The sequence below is a fragment of the Niastella sp. OAS944 genome (assembly GCA_024809215.1).
Classification (GTDB): domain Bacteria; phylum Bacteroidota; class Bacteroidia; order Chitinophagales; family Chitinophagaceae; genus Niastella.
The window spans coordinates 187,516-204,804 of the sequence record JANUBW010000013.1 but is presented as its reverse complement, the minus strand read 5'-3'; the positions used below and the strand labels follow the sequence as shown (position 1 = coordinate 204,804).

The window sequence follows — 17,289 nt, the reverse complement described above, 5'->3', positions numbered from 1 at the left end:
TTATGTCCTTAGTTAATTCCGAAAGAGTCAATTTCGGAGTCCGTCCGTGTTATAAAACGATATTAGGTTTCTCTTATTGTGCGGAAATTGGATGGGAGAGGGCTATTTCGGTGGAAAGATAGAAAAAGGCGGTGAATGATGCAATAGTGCACCCCAAAACAACTTATTCAGGTAATATGAACAAATCTTCGTTCTCTTTTTTCATCCAGTACTTTTCCCGGGCGTATTTTTCCAGCATTTCGGGGTTCTGCTTCAGGTCTTCGAGCTCTTTTTTGGTGGTATCTATCTGCTGAAGGTAGTAATCACGGCTCTGTTCCAGCTGTTTAAGTTCGTTGCGGTGCTTGAAGTGGGTGGTTATAATGTCGCGGTCGTCAAAGAATAACAGCCATACCGAGAATACCATAATGGTGAGCAGGTATTTGTTTTTTAGCCAGGCCGGTATGTTTTTAAATAATTTCAAATTACATTCTCAATTAAATTCCAAATTCCAAATCTCAGGTTCCAAATAAGTTCCAAATCTCAAATTCCAAGTTCCAAACCCTTATTGGTATTCATTTGGATCTTGGAATTTGGGTTTTGGAATTTCTTTTAACAAGTGGCTTCCCGCCTTCAGGCGGGGGCCAATTGTTAAAAGTATTATTTACCAAATTTAATTCTTCCTTTGGGATAAATGGCATTTTCACCCAGTGCTTCTTCAATACGGAGCAATTGGTTGTACTTGGCCATACGGTCGGTACGGCTGGCAGAACCGGTTTTAATTTGTCCGCAGTTGAGGGCCACAGCCAGGTCGGCGATGGTTGTATCTTCAGTTTCACCGCTGCGATGGCTCATGATAGACGTGTAGCCATTGGTTTGCGCCAGTTGAACGGCATTGATGGTTTCTGTTACAGTACCAATTTGGTTTACTTTAATAAGGATACTGTTGGCAATACCTTTATTGATACCTTCCTGCAGGCGTTTTACGTTGGTAACATACAGGTCGTCACCTACCAGCTGGCATTTGCTGCCAATTGAGGTAGTGTGGTTTTTCCAACCTTCCCAATCATCTTCTGCCATACCGTCTTCAATTGAAACAATAGGGTATTTTTTAACCCAATCGGCCCAATAAGCCACCATTTCATCGCTGCTGATAACTTTGTTTGAGCTTTTATAGAATTTGTAAGTTTTCTTTTCTTCGTCGAACATTTCGGTGCTGGCAGCGTCCATAGCGATACCAATTTGAGTACCTGCTTTGTAACCGGCAGCTTCAATGGCAGCCAATACGGTTTCAATAGCTTCTTCATTGCTTTGAATATCAGGAGCATAGCCACCTTCGTCGCCCACGTTTGTGCTGTAGCCTTTCTTTTTCAGGATCGATTTCAGGGTGTGGAAGATCTCAACACCCCAACGCAAGCCTTCGCTAAATGAAGGAGCGCCAATGGGAACGATCATAAATTCCTGGAAATCAATTTTGTTATCAGCATGTGCACCACCGTTCAGGATGTTCATTAACGGCATTGGCAGAACGGTTGCATTTACGCCGCCCAGATAACGGTACAAAGGCAGGTTGCTTTCTTCTGCTGCAGCTTTGGCAACAGCCATAGAAACGGCCAGCGTGGCGTTGGCGCCCAGTTTGGCTTTATTTTCAGTACCGTCGATCTTTATCAGCAGATCGTCGATGTGTGCTTGTTTTACTACTTCTAAACCAATCAGCTGGTCGGCAATAATTTCGTTTACATTTTTTACTGCCTGCAAAACGCCTTTACCTACGTAGGTTTTTTTATCGCCGTCGCGCAGTTCTACTGCTTCGTGTTTACCGGTAGAAGCACCGCTTGGAACGGCTGCTCTTCCCAAAAATCCGTTGTCAGTAACTACATCTACTTCAACTGTGGGATTACCGCGACTGTCTAAGATCTGGCGGGCATGAATGTCTGCAATGTAACTCATGATTGGTATTAGTTTTTAATTATTATCCTATGTATTCCCGGGCCAAATTGGTACGATGTGCCCGGCAATCGTTTATTAATTTCTGTGTTGTTAACTGATTCTGGTAACGAGGCCGTCCAGCACTTTGTTCCACTCCTCAAATTCTTCTGTTTCTTCCCACAGGTCTTTTAGTTCCGAATTGTGCTTTATTCTGTCGATGGCCTGTTTGCTGTTTGCGATCAGGTTGCGTATTGCCAGCAGGGTTTCTTTATTTGCCGGTGTTAGCCATTCTTCGGCATCTTCAGGAAAATCTTCCGAAACTTTATCTTTGGCGGCAGCAATATATTCAATGGCTGCCAGCGCTTCTGAACACAGGTCCGAATCAAGGAAAGAATCTTCTTCCCTGCTGTTAACGGCTTCAATGGCTATTTTGATCCTGTTTGCTCCTTCTTCCTCAATTTCATATACGAGATCAAGAGCGGTGTCATTTTCAAAGTTTAAAGGTCCCCAGGCTCCCATAAAAAAGGTTTAATAAGATTAATAGGATGGCAAAAGGGCATTTGCCGAGGTGCAAAGAAACAAAGTTTGCAGTATAATCTTATCCCTTGGGCCCTATTATTTAGGGCAGAAGAAAAAACTTGTGTTATGCAGTTGTTGTGTTGGTTAAACTTCTAAACACATCCTCAAGGCTTTGTCCACCAGATTGCAGGGAAATTATATTAAGGTTATGTTGAAGGGCCAGTTCAAGCAATTGCCTTTTAGCCTCATTGGCATCGATGCAAACCAGTTCCCATTCATGGGTGCTGAGTTTGTTAACCGTTTGTACGCTGTTCAATCTTTCGAGCCAGGCCGCTTCCAGCGGTTCTTTGAACGTAACCTTTAGCAGGTTGTTATTATTTACCTGCTGACGCAGGTTGCTTAGTTTATCGTTAGCCACCAGTTTGCCCCGGTTAATGATGATCACGCGGTCGCAAATGGCCTCCACTTCCTGTAAGATGTGCGATGAAAAAAGAACGGTTTTGTTTTGTCCCAGTGATTTTATCACTTCCCTGATCTCTATGATCTGGTTGGGGTCTAAACCGGTAGTAGGTTCATCAAGAATAAGTACTTCGGGGTCGTGTATAAGTGCGGCCGCCAGTCCTACGCGTTGTTTATATCCTTTTGAAAGCTGGCCAACCTTTTTTTTGCTTTCCAGGCTCAAACCTACGGTTTGTATCACAGCTTCTATGCGGTCTTTTTTCAATTTGGCGGGCACGCTGTGTACATCTGCTATAAAATCGAGGTATTCGCGTACGTATTGGTCGTAATAAAGCGGGTTGGCTTCGGGCAGGTAGCCAATGGAAGCTTTAGCCTGAAGGGGTTGTTTTTTTACCGGTATGCCATTTACAATGGCTTCCCCCTCATCGGGTTGCAAATAACCGGTGATGATCTTCATAGTGGTGGATTTTCCGGCCCCGTTTGGGCCTAAAAAACCAACGATCTCGCCTTTATTGATGGTAAAGGATATGTTATCGATGGCCTTTTGCTCACCATATATTTTGGTAAGATTGCTTACTTCAATTGACATAATTACTACGCAAATTAGGGAATAGCATTAAAATATAAAAGCCCCAACGGTAAAGTCGGGGCCTTATAGGTCGCGTTATCTTATTAAAAAGCTTAGCACATGCTTATAAGTTGTCGTATTCGTATAGCGGATCAATATGGGTGCCGGCTTTCATTTCAAAAACGGGTTTTATGATGCCGTCTTTTAAACCGTATACCCATCCGTGTAAGTCGGGCGCATTTTTTTGTTGCCATGCACGCTGAATGATAGACGTTTTGGCCAGGTTATTTACCTGCTCGGCTACATTCAGTTCAACGAGCCTGTCTGAACGTAATTCCTCATCTTTAATACCATTCAATTCATCGCGGTGCAGGCGGTATACGTCTTTTATGTTACGTAACCACATATTCAAAACTGGTTTAAAATCGCTTTGAGTAGCTGCCGCTTTCACCCCCCCGCAGCCGTAATGGCCGCAAACGATCACATGTTTTACTTTGAGGTGGTTAACCGCATAATCGAGTACGCTCAACAAATTCACATCGGTATTCACTACCATATTGGCAATGTTACGATGCACAAATATTTCGCCTGGTTGGGTGCCTGTAATTTCATTGGCCGGTACACGGCTGTCGCTGCAACCGATCCATAAAAATTCAGGTGTTTGTATATGTGCCAGCCGGTTGAAGTATTCCGGGTCATCATTTGTTTTTTCAGATGCCCAGGCTTTATTTTCCAGTAATAACTTTTCGTATGATTCCATGTTCAGTCCTTTTGTTCTTATAAAATTAGTCAACCTTAGCTAAATGGCTTCCAAGAGGTTTATTTAAAAAAGCACAGGCCTTATTAATTAATGGTAAAGAGCTTTAAACAGCCACGGGTTCTTCTTCTTCAACTGCTACAGGTTTTGCCTGCGCTACAACACTGGGCCCGTTACCGGTAAATCCCTGTTCTTTATGAACGCTTTTTTTTAGCTCAACCGTAATACCCTTTAACGGAGCATGTTTTAAGAAGTCTTCAATTACTTCAATAATGTCCTTATCAATAAAATCGGCACGGGTAGCATCAATGAATACATAGCTATTAGCCGGAACCTGTTCCAGTTTGTTCTTGATGATAGGTTTATTGAGGAAAGATACATCCTTGCGCAAGCGGAACAAATATTTATTGGCATCGCTTACTACCAGCACAGCCGATTTAAAATTGCTGCGAATAACAAAGAACATTCCTACCACACAACCTATTAAAATACCTTTCAGCAGATCGGTTAGCAAAATGGCCACAATGGTAAGAACAAATGGTACAAACACATCCCAGCCTTTTTTGTAGAACTTGATAAACAAAGAAGGTTTGGCCAGTTTATAACCAGTATAAATAAGAATGGCTGCAAGTGCCGATAATGGAATGAGGTTAAGCAGTTTTGGTATAAAGGCTACCGAAAGCAGTAACAGCACACCATGGAAGATGGCCGACATTTTTGTTCTGGCGCCTGCGTTGATGTTTGCCGAAGTACGTACAACCACCGACGTTATAGGAAGGCCACCAATTAAGCCCGATATCATGTTACCGGCTCCCTGGGCCATCAACTCGCGGTTGGTAGGTGTAACCCGTTGATAGGGGTCGAGGTCGTCGGCAGCTTCAATATTTAATAATGTTTCCAAACTGGCCACAATGGCTATGGTAAAACCGGTAAGCCAGATCTGATAATTGAAAATGTGGCTGAAGTCGGGGAAGGTAAAGAATGAAACAAATCCGTTTACCGACGTTGCCACAGGAATGCTAACCAGGTGCGATTCTTTAATGGCAAATGCGGGTGAAGAGGTCTTGAATGTTTCATTGATGATTATACCAATAGCCACCACAATCAATGGGGCGGGCATCATTTGCAGGAATTTTGCCTTTTTGGCCACCACATTTTCCCAAACCACCATTATGGACAGCGATATAAGTCCAATAATAAGGGCGCCGGGAAGCAAATGACGCAAACCGTCGTACAAACCGCTGAAGGTATTGTCGCCATCGGCCTGTGTAAAGCTTTCGTCGCCTTCGGGGTTGGCATCATAACCTACCAGGTGGGGAAACTGTTTTAGTATTAGAATAACACCAATGGCGGCCAACATGCCTTTGATTACACTGGAAGGAATGTAGTCGCCCAGGATACCGGCTTTTAAAAAGCCCAGTATTATTTGAAAAATACCACCCAGTACAACTGCTACCAGGAAGGCTTCGTAAACATCTAATTTTAAGATGGCTGCGGCAACAATTGTGCTTAAACCGGCCGCGGGCCCGCTCACACTAAGCTGTGAGCCACTAAGGGAACCAATTACAATACCGCCAACCATACCGGCAATAATTCCTGAAAATAAAGGAGCGCCAGAGGCCAGGGCAATACCCAAACACAACGGAAGCGCCACGAGAAATACGACAACAGAAGACGGCAGATCATTTCGCAATGCGCCTGCGTATGATTTTACTTTTTTGACCATAACAAAATTTTTTATGAGAAGCACATGGCTTGCCCGGTTTTGACAATAAGGATATACCAGGTTGAATGAATACACGACCTACAACTGAATCAAATGTTAATTTGACCAGATGTATTATTCATATCAACAAGCGATCGTTTCCCGCAACGCATGCGGGCATTTAACTAAAGAACATTAACTGCAAGGGAAAATAATGATATGGTTACGCTTCCGGAGGGGGAGAAAAGCTTTCCGGATGAAAGATGCAGAGTTGTTCAGCTTCGTGAACTTTATGCTGAAAGAAAGTATTGATCCAATCGGGATTTACCGGATTGTGATATGTATGTATGTACTCTTCTGAAATAGTTATAGGCGCATCGGGCGATTTTTCGTCGGGACCGGCAGGGTTGCCATTATTGCAATCAACGCCGTTATCTTCATCGCCATCAACATCGATACAGGTAACCAGGGCCGAGCCCAGGTCTTTCGACAAATACAAAAAGTTAACACTTGTTATCCATACAAGTAAAAGCATCATGGCGCAGGCCACGATCCTTTTCGCAACGGACACAGTATAATAATCTTTTTGTATTCCTTTCTTCATCAGTTTAAATAACAGAGCAAAAATAAGCTTTCATTTGCCAGAAGACAAACGTTAAATTTTGTTAACAATTGTCAGGTTCCTTACAAATTGTACAATAATACAGTTTATAAAAAGCCCCGCTTGCATGCTAAGTCGTGCAAGCAGGGCTAAAAGTTGCGCCGGTGAAATTATCCGTGCTAAATTTCTTTTGAGCTTTCGGGCAATTGATCGTACTCGCCCTTGAAAGCATAATAACCAAAAATAACCATGCCTATTGCAATGGGAATGAATATGACAACGAAAACAGCCCATTGAATTTTAGTATCGATATGTGGCTTTCGGGCAATTTCTGCTGCTGCTGTTTTTAAAAGATAAAATATAGTAACAGGCCCCAACATCATCCAAACAATGCCAAGCCCTCTTTTTAAGCTATTCATGTGGTTCGCTTTTAATATTAATTAATCGTTAACGTCGGGGTCAATGCGGTTCGAAATATAGATAGCGCCAATAAATAAACATACTGCGCCAATGATGATCGTATACCACAAACCCGATAATTTATCGGTAACATAAATGGTGGTGAGCAGGGTAGCAATAAATGGTGTTAACCCACCAAACACCCCATTCCCAATATGATAGGGGAGCGACATAGAAGTATACCTGATGCGGGTGGGGAACATTTCTACCAGGAAGGCGGCTATTGGCCCATACACCATAGTTACATATAGTATTAACACAAATATCCAAACTATGAGTTTGCGATAAGCCCAGGTATTGAGCTTTTTGTCTTTATACTTGATAGATGTTTTGGTAACTGCAGCTCGGCTTGCGTCGGAAAATAAGGTATCTGACTTTACTTCTTTAAATACAGCGCCATCGTTATAATGTACTTCCGAAGTAACCAGGTGAATAGAGTCGGCCGGGTTTGCCGGGCTAACAATTACTTTATCTTCCAGCAATTTGCGGTGATCGGTAAGCTCTGTTTTTCCCTCGGGTGATGTTAATGTGAGGAATTGTTTGAAAATGTATTGATAGGAGCATATGGCCACCAGCATACCAATAAGCATGATCCACTTGCGGCCTATTTTATCGCTGAGGCCGCCAAACACCACAAAGAATGGTGTGGCAAACAGGATGCCCCAAATAAGTATCGTGCGCGACTGGTCGAAGTCGACCCCGCAAACGTTTTCAAGAAATGATTGCGCATAAAACTGGCCGGTATACCAAACAACACCCTGGCCCATGGTAGCGCCAAACAGGGCCAGCAATACCATTTTCAAATTGGCTTTATGGCCAAAGCTTTCTTTTAATGGGTTTTTGGCAACCTTGCCTTCGGTTTTAAGTTTTGCAAACAAAGGCGATTCGTTCATACGTAAACGAATATAGATAGACACTATAACCAATAGTATGGATACCCAAAAGGGTATGCGCCAGCCCCAGTCGTTAAAGCGTTGAATAGAAGTATTGAGATCGGGTGCCAGGAAATGGCGGGTAATTAATATTACACCCAATGAAAAGAAAAGGCCGAGGGTTGCGGTGGTTTGGATCCAGCTGGTATAATACCCGCGCCGGTTGGGCGGAGCATGTTCGGCAACATAGGTTGCGGCGCCGCCGTATTCACCACCCAGGGCCAGCCCCTGTATTAAGCGAAGCAGCAACACCAGCAGCGGGGCTGCAAAGCCAATGGTTGCATAGCCAGGCACAAGGCCAATGGCGAATGTAGAACCACCCATAAGCACAAGCGTAAGCAGAAAAGTATATTTCCTACCTATAAGGTCGCCTAATCGCCCAAATACCAGGGCGCCAAAGGGGCGCACAATAAACCCGGCGGCAAAAGTGGCCAGTGTTGATAAGAGAGCGGCAGTGGGATTTGTTTTTGGGAAAAACTGGTCGGCAATAACGGTTGCCAGACTACCGAAAATGTAAAAGTCGTACCATTCAATTAAGGTTCCTACTGATGAGGCAGCAATTACCTGCCAGATAGTTTTGGATTGCGTCATATGGGAAGCGGCGCTTTTGTTTAAGCTATAAATATAAGGCACAACAATCAATCAACAATAAGCAACAATCGATTGCGTATTAAGTGTTAAATAAAAAACGATTGTTAGTTATATCTGTAATCAATACATAGCAACTGTTACAAGATACAGGTTACAGGTTTCAAGGCCCTGAATATTTGGGGAGCTCAATCTGAATGCGGCATTCTGCATTATCAGCCTTGCAACCTGAACCTTGTAACCTGCAACCTGAATAACGCGAGGTGCAAACTGGTAACAGGAAACTGGAAACTGGTAAACTTTTTCTTCGTATTTTAACGCCCTAAATTTTTAAAGGGGATTTAAACAGATTGTTATGTCATATCCTTACCAGGTAAAATCAGCAGACCAATACAAGGCCGCGTACGAAAAGAGTGTAAACGATCCTGAAGGTTTTTGGGGAGAAGTAGCTTCTAATTTCTTATGGCGTAAAAAATGGGATAAAGTACTGGAGTGGGATTTTAAAAAGCCCACTATTAAATGGTTTGCCGGCGGCAAACTGAACATTACAGAAAACTGTCTCGACCGTCACCTCGACACTTTAGGCAATACACCCGCTATCATATGGGAGTCTAATGATCCGGAAGAACATCACCGCATACTAACCTATCGCGATCTGCACGCCAAGGTGATGCAATTTGCCAACGTACTTAAGAACAACGGCGTTAAAAAAGGCGATCGTGTTTGTATTTATATGGGCATGGTGCCCGAGCTGGCAATTGCAGTACTGGCCTGTGCGCGCATAGGCGCCATTCACTCCGTTGTTTTCGGTGGTTTTAGCGCACAAAGTATTGCCGATCGTTTACAGGATGCAAAAGCAGAATTTGTAGTTACCTGCGATGGCGCCTTCCGTGGTAATAAAGAAATTCCGCTGAAAAGTGTAATTGACGATGCCCTGGTTCAATGCCCCTTCGTAAAACGTGTTATTGTATTGACCCGCACCCGCACAGCGGTGTCAATGATCAAGGGGCGCGATGTATGGTGGGAAGATGAAATAAAAATAGTGGAAACACAAGGCAACCCCCATTGCCCTGCTGAAGAAATGGATGCGGAAGATATGTTGTTTATATTATACACCTCCGGATCAACCGGTAAACCCAAGGGCGTTGTACATACCGTTGGGGGCTATATGGTGTATACCAATTATAGTTTTGTGAACGTATTTCAGTACCAACCCGGTGATGTGCATTTTTGTACGGCCGATATTGGTTGGATCACTGGTCACAGTTATATTGTATACGGCCCGTTAAGCGCCGGTGCTACTTCACTGATGTTTGAAGGCATTCCTACCTGGCCCAATGCCGGCAGGTTTTGGGACCTGGTTGACAAATTCAAAGTGAATGTGCTGTACACTGCACCTACCGCCATCAGATCATTGATGGGTTTTGGCCTCGATCCAATAAAAGACCATAACCTCAATTCATTGAAAGTATTGGGTACCGTAGGCGAGCCTATAAATGAAGAAGCATGGCATTGGTACGATGAGCATATTGGCAAAAAGAAATGCCCCATTGTTGATACCTGGTGGCAAACAGAAACGGGTGGTATTCTTATTTCAAACCTGGCCGGTGTAACGCCCGCCAAACCAGCACATGCTACCTTGCCTTTACCAGGCGTGCAACCTATACTTGTAGATGAGAATGGCAAAGAAGTTACCGGTAACGGCGTTAGCGGTAATCTATGTATTAAGTTCCCATGGCCAGGTATGCTGCGCACGACCTATGGCGATCATGAGCGTTGCCGTGTAAACTATTTTGCTACATACGATAATTTGTATTTTACCGGTGATGGCTGTTTACGCGATGAAGATGGCAACTATCGTATAACCGGCCGGGTTGATGATGTATTGAACGTAAGTGGTCACCGCATTGGCACCGCTGAAGTGGAAAATGCCATAAATATGCATGCCGGGGTGGTAGAAAGCGCTGTTGTAGGCTACCCACACGATATTAAAGGACAGGGCATTTATGCATTTGTAATTTACCAGGGCAGCCATGGCGACGATACGCTGGCCCGTAAAGATATAACCGCAACAGTATCGCGTATCATTGGCGCCATTGCCAAACCCGATAAAATACAATTTGTAAGCGGCCTGCCAAAAACCAGAAGTGGAAAAATCATGCGCAGGATCTTACGCAAGGTGGCCGAAGGAGAAATAGATAAACTGGGTGATACAAGTACATTGTTAGACCCCGGTGTTGTAGACGAAATTGCCAAAGGAAGATTATAGCAGGCATCATGATAAAATAGTAAAAGGCGGGTCCCCTTTCAAAGGGGGCTCGCCTTTTTATATAAGCTATTGCAGATACGGATTGTATTATATACTTTTACTGCCCATCATTCCCACCACAAAGGCCAACCGGAAAAAGTTCACGCAGACACCAATCGCTTTAATCAAAAACCGATTATAATAATTCAACCTATGTTAAAAAATCAGCTCCTTGCACTATGCGCAATACTAACGCTGGTGTTGTCCTGTTCAAAAAAAGACGATGGCGGGAACGATTCGCCCACAGTGAATGAAGATGTTAAAGCCGTTCAGGAATATTTGTCGAAAACCGACAATGTAAAAACCTTTGGTAGTTCATTTCAGCAGGTAACCTTTACCGATGATGAAGTTAAAGACGGGTTCACGGTATTTGCACCTGTGAACAGTGCTATTGACAGCTATGATCCTAACGCCCGCGTAGAAGCTACTTCGTTATCGGCGGCCGAAGTAAAAGACCATGTTGTAAAAGGCATTATTAAAAAAGCCGATCTTACCAACGGTAAAAAACTTACTACCCTTACCGGCAAAGAATTAGTAGTTACCATTGATGGCGATAAAGTTTTGATCAACGGCGTAGTTATACTGGATAATGGTACCGGTGATGCAAAACATGTTGTTTTTACAATTGCCGGTGTTTTATGTAAGAAGCCAGGCAATGCAGAGATTACCGTGCTAGACGGATCATTATGGTCAACTACCGATACGTTAGGTAAAGCAACTGCCGGTGCCGATGTAGCATTGTATTTTACCCGTGCCGACTTCACCGCAAACCGCCCTGCGTTTACCGGACAAACAGATGCCAGTGGTAAGATCACTTTCAGCGGATTGCCTGCCGGTACCTATTACCTGGTTGTTAAGAAGGGAGAAAAATTAAATTACTTAAAGCCGGCCATAGTAAATGGCCAGCTGGTTGCCTTAAAACCAACAGGTATTTATCAGAATATAGATCAGGTAAACCATGGCCCGGTTCGCAATATTGATGGGTTTATAGGTGATTTTATATATCAGGATACAAATGGCGATGGGCAAACTGATGGAAACGACAGAACCGCTGCACCATTTGAAATAGTAATAGCCAGTAACAAAACGGTAAAAGTAAATTCGCTTATTGGTTATTATATTAACCGCCAGGGTGCACCATTTGCTAATAAAGCAGAAGCGGATATGTATCTTAAAGATCTTTATCGCTCTATTGGTGACGATTGGAACCAGGGATTGGTACTTGTAGATGGTGTGTTAAGCGATGATGGAGATTGCAGCATTCCGGGTTTAGACCGCTATTGTGCAATGGACCAGTTTGCCATAACGCCCACAAGCTTTCCTTTGTATTCCGTGTATGGCCAGGCGTATAAACACATAACTACATTAAACAGGATAATTCAAAATGCTCCCCTGCTCAATATGCCTGTTAATGACCTGAATCAAATGATGGGTGAGGCAAAAGGTTTACGGGGCTTTATATACTTACGGTTGGCAACTTATTTTGGCGGCTTGTTTTTGCAAAAGGGTATAGTTGACGATAACCAAATCCGTGCTTCACTAAGTGATACCTATACATTTATTAAGAACGATCTTAATTTCGCCAGGGCCGTTTTACCAATCCGCTTCACTGGTGTTGATAAAAACCGGATCAATTCAAATGCCTGTAGAATGTTATTGGCCCGCATAGCTATGGCAGAAGGTGATTATGCCGAGGCAAAACAATATACCAATGAGTTAATACAAATGGCTACTTATTCATTGGTGCCATCAGCAGATAATATTCTTATTAGTGATGAAAATTCAGAGATCATCTGGAATATAAACACAAATATTGCAGCGCAGAACGGCATCAAATATTTTAACGATGGTATTACTACCAGGAACTTTATTCCGGTAGCCCGTTATGCCGAAGTATTACTTGTAAATACGGAGGCGCGCGTAAACCTGGGTGAGGTAGATGCTACCTATAATTTAAGCCCGCTGGTAATTCGCCGGCAATTGCCTCCTTTTTCGTACACCAATGCCGAGCAGGCAAAAGAAACAATACGTTCTATTTGGAAAGCTGAGTTTTATCGCGAGGGGCACCGTTTTGAGAAGTTGGTAAAGTGGGGTAAGGCAATGGAGGTGTTGGGGCCTAAAGGGTACCACGCTTTTAATAACCTGCTGCCTATTCCGCAGGACTTCCTTAATGCAAACCCTGGTTTAACGCAGAACGCCGGCTATTAATAGCATTTGCATAAATGAAGAATGGGTGGGTCGCTCTCCAAGAGCGGCTCACCCTTTTTATTTGATGCGTTTGTTTGTTGTATATGTAGTAAAAGAAAACCCCACTGGCTGGAGATTGTGGGGTCTTCATAGAGACGGAAACATTGACCGTTTTCTAGGAGCCAATGTCCTTTATGGATTGTTTTTGTCTCACATGTTCGGATCCCGCCAAAACGGGATATATGTACATGCAATATACGGTTGAAATGCCAAAACAGGTTGGTTAACACCTGTTATTAATATCAACAATGACAACAAAATGCCACGTATAGTTGCGGCCGTTTTAAAAATATAAGGTAAACTAGTAATAGTACTATTGAATGCTAAGTAAAAACCTGAACGGAGTGTGATTAGCTGCACCCGGTTGCAGGATGTTTACGAGATCAATTTATTGCGCACTAATTATCTTTTAATGGTAACCTTGGTGCCCACTGAGATCAATTGGTCCAACTCATCGAGGTCTTCGTTTTTCAACGCAACACAACCATTGGTCCAGTTGGTAAAATCGTCAACCACCAGGTCGTCGTTTGGCCATGTACCATGAATGGCAATGCCGCTGCCTATTTTGGCGCTTTGAGGAATTAATCCTTTGGCTTTACGCTCTTTGAACTTACTCCAGCTTTCCTGCGTAGGAAAGTCGAGCAGGAACATCTTATGCCACTTCTGATGCGGCTTTCTGGAAACTATATGAAAAGTACCTTCAGGAGTGCGCCTGTCGCCCTCTGTCATTTTATCTGAAAGATCTTTGTTGCCAAATACAACCGGATAGGTGGCATACCAACCCTCTGCATCGTACACCTGCAACTCATAATCAGACTTATCTACAATGATGTACACATCACCTGCTGGTTTCGACCGCAATACGTTCTTTTTTATAACCCTTCTTTCAATGGTTTTAAAAGCCGCTAATGTGGTAACGGAAAAAATAATAAGACCAGCTAAAAGCCACTTCGATTTCATAAGTAAACCTGGTTTTAAGCGTAAAGACCAAGCAAATGATTAATGGGTTTAATAAAAAAATAAATTTTTACCGTCGTCTCAATTGTGGAATTCGAACACTCCACACAAGAAAACGCAAATATGCTGCAACTTATTTTTTTGTGAAAGTCCTTTTAACAGATTTTTTATCAACAGCAAATACAATACCGGATTGCTATTGAAAATCAGGCAAAAAATAAACCGGCATTTTTCAATGCCGGTTCAAGTCATGGCTATGTTACTTTATCCTTAATATCCGAAACGGAAACCGAAATTATAAGGTGTTTGATCGAGTCCTTTTTCGAACATGCTTTGTGATGCAAGTGAACCGTATAATTTCACCCAGCCCATATTCAGTTCTGCTATGTACGACAGTTTCCAGGGGCGCAGGTCAAAATCATCGCGGGTTTTTTGTTTGCCATCGGTGTTGGTTATAGTTTTTTGACGGCTGGCATACAGGTAACCAGCGCTGGCGCCTATACTAAAACCATAACTTTTTTTACGTTTCGGTGCAAAATTAAAGTTCAACATTACAGGCAGGGTTAGGTAATCGGCTGCCAGTTTGTTCTTTTCATAATTGCGCTTATCGTCATATTCAACTCTGGTTGGGCTTGTTGAATACTTAATGGGTTCTTTATAGCGGTAATTGTTTAGTTCTATTCCCAGGCCATACTTCAGGTTCACTACATTTTTAATGATATTCAGTTTTTGCATGAAGGCCCAAATATTTACGTTCACCGATTTGCCTGTGCGCAATTTAAAATCATCTTTATCGAGGCCGGGTGCAAAGTCGTTAACGGGGTAATTAGTATTGTCGGTGTAATTGGTAAAACCAAGGTCAACTATAAACCAGTTTGTGCTAACGGCGCTTGGTTTTTTCTTACGATTATGTATTTCTACTTCAATTTGTACCGATGTTGTGTCTCTGTTTTTATTCGATTCTTTGGTAATGATCATTCCGCCTACTCTAATGGTATCGGTCTCTGTTTTTGTGGAGTCGGTTTGGGCCATGCCGGTTATGAACATAAGTATCCCTGCCAGGAGTGTAATTCCCTGTTTCATATTTTCAGTTTTAACTTTTTTAATGGTATTAATTAAAGGCTATTTCGAGGTTGGCTATACGTACGCCTTTCTTGCCTTCTTCGGGGCTGGTTACCTTTTCAACAACCCGTGATACTTTGCGGAAGAACCCCCGCAAGGGTGTTTTCTTTATAGGAGCATTCAAAATGTATGTAGATGATTGATCAGTTTCTTCTACAGCTTTTGTTGCTACTGTGTGAGCCAGTACTGGTTCTACAACTGTGCTTTTGATAACATTGTTATTAACAGCTATTCTTTCAATAGGCACATCAATACGTTTGGGCGCAATTGCCATATCGGTTATTTCAGGATCCTGTTCCGGTATTGGTGTGCTTTCTTGTTGTACGTTTGGTGATATCTGTTTGTTACTTTCTTTTGAATTATTTTTTTTGTAACTGGCTGTTACCACAATTTCAGCAGGTTTTTTATTATCGGTAACGTTGTTGGCCGGTGCAGGTGTTTCTCGAACGGCTACTCCGTTGTCTTCAGTGTTGTTAGGCAATACAACCGGCGGTTGTGTATTACGCATTTCCTTAGCCACCTCATGTTTATTACCTGTATTGTTTACAATAACCCACGCCAGGGTGCCAATAACAAGTATGGCAATGGCTGCAGCGGAAAAACGCCACCAGGGCAATGCAATTATCCGGTTATCATCTTCCTCGGTCCGGTACAGGTATGTTTTATCGGGAAAGCTAAGCGCGTTGTCGGGTACTAATTTTATTTGTTGTATCAGTTCAAACTCGGCCTGGTATTGCGGGTGGTGATATACAAACTGCTCTACCTTTTCTTTTTCGGCATTTGTTAACTCATCATCGCCGTATAACACAAAATATTCATCACAGTTCTGTTCATTTATTTGTGTGTGCGAAGGGTCTTTGAACAACAATTCTTTTTGTTCAAACACAATATGGTCATCTGCTTTTAAAACCGATTGCTGCAGCATCACCATCTCTTCTTCGAGATCGGGATTTTGTTCAATGAACTGTTCAACCGCTTTGCGCTCCATGGCGCTCAGTTCATCATCGACATACATTACAAAATACGCCTCGTAATTATCGCGATTAATAACTACTCCGTGGCCGCCACCGGCGTGGGCAGAGAAGTCATCAGTTCTTATATGATAAAAGTTAAATGACATTTTCAGGTTTTACCAAATAGTTCTTTAATTGAATACGGGCCCGGTGAAGGTATACTTTTACCTGGCTTTCATTAAGCCCGGTAATTTGTCCTATTTCCTCATACGAATAGCCCTCATAATCTTTCAGCAATACCAGCGAACGGCTTGTTTCGTTTAACCGGCTCAGTGCTTCTTCCAGTATCTTACGGGTGTTGTACACGGGTTTGTCGTATACTTTCGTCTCTTCTTTGAACTCTTCGCGTAACGACACCCGTTTTACTTTACGCAGGTGATCTATCATTTGGTTATAAGCAACCGTAAACAGGTAACTTTTGCATTTGGCATTATCTACATCAGCCCGGTTCCGCCACATTTTCTCAAATGCACCCTGAACAACATCCCGGGCATCCTCTTCGTGACGAAGGTTTTTAAGGATGAACCGGTACACGTTGTCCGCATACTCAGTTACACATTGATTATATTCTTTTTCGGTCATAAGCAGAACCTGTCTGTTAAGCTGTTTTGTAGTGTTACGTTCAGGGGTACAAATAAGTTACAGGCAATTTCAAGAAAAATAAAAATCCCGCCATAAAGCGGGATCATTTATAATGAGATGTTGATTGTCATTAAGTTAGAATTGAGCATTAAATGCTATGGCGCGGCTAAGCGACTCCCAGATCAGGAAATCACTGCTCTGGTTCTTGCCTTCGCAACATTCTTTTTCCTGACTGCACGCCCGGCTGGCCGGTTTATTTGAAGGATGTGTTGTTGTGGCAAAAACGAATATACCAGCCAAAGCCACTACCAGTATGAGGGTTGAACGGATAAAGGTTTTCTTCCACATAATGCGTCGTTTTGTATTATAAGACGAAGTTATTGGGAATTTGTTACAGTTTATTTAATAAAAAGTTAGAATTACCACAAAGTAGTATTTGATATTTGGCAAATTGAAAAATTAAGTAATGCGTTATGAACGTGTTATGTGATAACTGTTTGAACAGGGAGCTTTGCCCGTGGGTAAAATAACATAGACGGGCGTGGAAAATAACGGGATGAAACCGTT

16 protein-coding genes are annotated in these 17,289 nt (G+C 42.7%); 2 read left to right on the top strand and 14 right to left on the bottom strand.

Going from position 1 to position 17,289, the window contains the following annotated elements; translation table 11 throughout:
• Positions 1–163: 163 nt before the first annotated feature.
• The 9 genes from GGD38_RS34905 to GGD38_RS34865 all read right to left on the bottom strand — a co-directional run bounded on the left by GGD38_RS34905 (position 164) and on the right by GGD38_RS34865 (position 8,496).
• Complete coding sequence (locus tag GGD38_RS34905) at positions 164–460, bottom strand: septum formation initiator family protein (protein ID WP_375297815.1); 297 nt, start codon at positions 458–460, stop codon at positions 164–166.
• Positions 461–636: 176 nt separating this feature from the next.
• Entirely contained in the window at positions 637–1,926 is a 1,290-nt protein-coding gene (gene eno / locus GGD38_RS34900; protein WP_375297816.1) for a phosphopyruvate hydratase, read from the bottom strand.
• 90 nt (positions 1,927–2,016) lie between these two features.
• The gene (locus GGD38_RS34895) at positions 2,017–2,424 is read right to left on the bottom strand and encodes a DUF4259 domain-containing protein (RefSeq protein WP_375297817.1); all 408 of its coding nucleotides are present in this window, start codon (positions 2,422–2,424) and stop codon (positions 2,017–2,019) included.
• A 124-nt stretch (positions 2,425–2,548) separates the two neighbouring features.
• The gene (gene gldA, locus GGD38_RS34890; protein WP_375297818.1) at positions 2,549–3,472 is read right to left on the bottom strand and encodes a gliding motility-associated ABC transporter ATP-binding subunit GldA; all 924 of its coding nucleotides are present in this window, start codon (positions 3,470–3,472) and stop codon (positions 2,549–2,551) included.
• Positions 3,473–3,575: 103 nt separating this feature from the next.
• Positions 3,576–4,211 (bottom strand): carbonic anhydrase, encoded by a 636-nt coding sequence (locus GGD38_RS34885; RefSeq protein ID WP_375297819.1) that lies wholly within the window; start codon positions 4,209–4,211, stop codon positions 3,576–3,578.
• Between the two features lie 103 nt (positions 4,212–4,314).
• A complete protein-coding gene (locus GGD38_RS34880; protein ID WP_375297820.1) occupies positions 4,315–5,934 on the bottom strand; it encodes a SulP family inorganic anion transporter in 1,620 nt (539 codons plus the stop codon).
• 202 nt (positions 5,935–6,136) lie between these two features.
• Positions 6,137–6,517 (bottom strand): hypothetical protein, encoded by a 381-nt coding sequence (locus GGD38_RS34875; protein ID WP_375297821.1) that lies wholly within the window; start codon positions 6,515–6,517, stop codon positions 6,137–6,139.
• 176 nt (positions 6,518–6,693) lie between these two features.
• Positions 6,694–6,933 carry a DUF6814 family protein gene (locus tag GGD38_RS34870; protein ID WP_375297822.1) on the bottom strand — a complete coding sequence of 80 codons (240 nt, stop codon included), beginning with the start codon at positions 6,931–6,933 and terminating at the stop codon, positions 6,694–6,696.
• Positions 6,934–6,954: 21 nt separating this feature from the next.
• Positions 6,955–8,496, bottom strand: a complete 1,542-nt coding sequence (locus GGD38_RS34865) for an MFS transporter (RefSeq protein ID WP_375297823.1) — start codon at positions 8,494–8,496, stop codon at positions 6,955–6,957.
• Between the two features lie 352 nt (positions 8,497–8,848).
• Here GGD38_RS34865 and acs point away from each other — a divergent pair, with 352 nt between their 5' ends.
• Together acs and GGD38_RS34855 are read left to right on the top strand one after the other, a co-directional pair.
• On the top strand, positions 8,849–10,762 hold the full coding sequence (gene acs / locus GGD38_RS34860) for an acetate--CoA ligase (protein ID WP_375297824.1): 1,914 nt from the start codon (positions 8,849–8,851) through the stop codon (positions 10,760–10,762).
• Between the two features lie 192 nt (positions 10,763–10,954).
• Positions 10,955–13,009, top strand: a complete 2,055-nt coding sequence (locus GGD38_RS34855; RefSeq protein ID WP_375297825.1) for a RagB/SusD family nutrient uptake outer membrane protein — start codon at positions 10,955–10,957, stop codon at positions 13,007–13,009.
• Positions 13,010–13,450: 441 nt separating this feature from the next.
• Here the strand turns inward: GGD38_RS34855 and GGD38_RS34850 are convergent, their stop codons facing one another.
• From GGD38_RS34850 to GGD38_RS34830, 5 genes are all read right to left on the bottom strand, one after another.
• The gene (locus GGD38_RS34850) at positions 13,451–14,008 is read right to left on the bottom strand and encodes a murein L,D-transpeptidase family protein (protein ID WP_375297826.1); all 558 of its coding nucleotides are present in this window, start codon (positions 14,006–14,008) and stop codon (positions 13,451–13,453) included.
• A 267-nt stretch (positions 14,009–14,275) separates the two neighbouring features.
• Positions 14,276–15,088, bottom strand: a complete 813-nt coding sequence (locus GGD38_RS34845; RefSeq protein ID WP_375297827.1) for an outer membrane beta-barrel protein — start codon at positions 15,086–15,088, stop codon at positions 14,276–14,278.
• A gap of 28 nt (positions 15,089–15,116) precedes the next feature.
• Positions 15,117–16,247: a hypothetical protein gene (locus GGD38_RS34840; protein ID WP_375297828.1), complete on the bottom strand. Its 1,131-nt coding sequence runs from the start codon at positions 16,245–16,247 to the stop codon at positions 15,117–15,119.
• A complete protein-coding gene (locus tag GGD38_RS34835) occupies positions 16,237–16,722 on the bottom strand; it encodes an RNA polymerase sigma factor (protein ID WP_375297829.1) in 486 nt (161 codons plus the stop codon). The genes GGD38_RS34840 and GGD38_RS34835 overlap by 11 nt, the downstream gene beginning before the upstream one ends.
• A gap of 135 nt (positions 16,723–16,857) precedes the next feature.
• Positions 16,858–17,070: a hypothetical protein gene (locus GGD38_RS34830; protein WP_375297830.1), complete on the bottom strand. Its 213-nt coding sequence runs from the start codon at positions 17,068–17,070 to the stop codon at positions 16,858–16,860.
• Between the last annotated feature and the right edge of the window lie 219 nt (positions 17,071–17,289).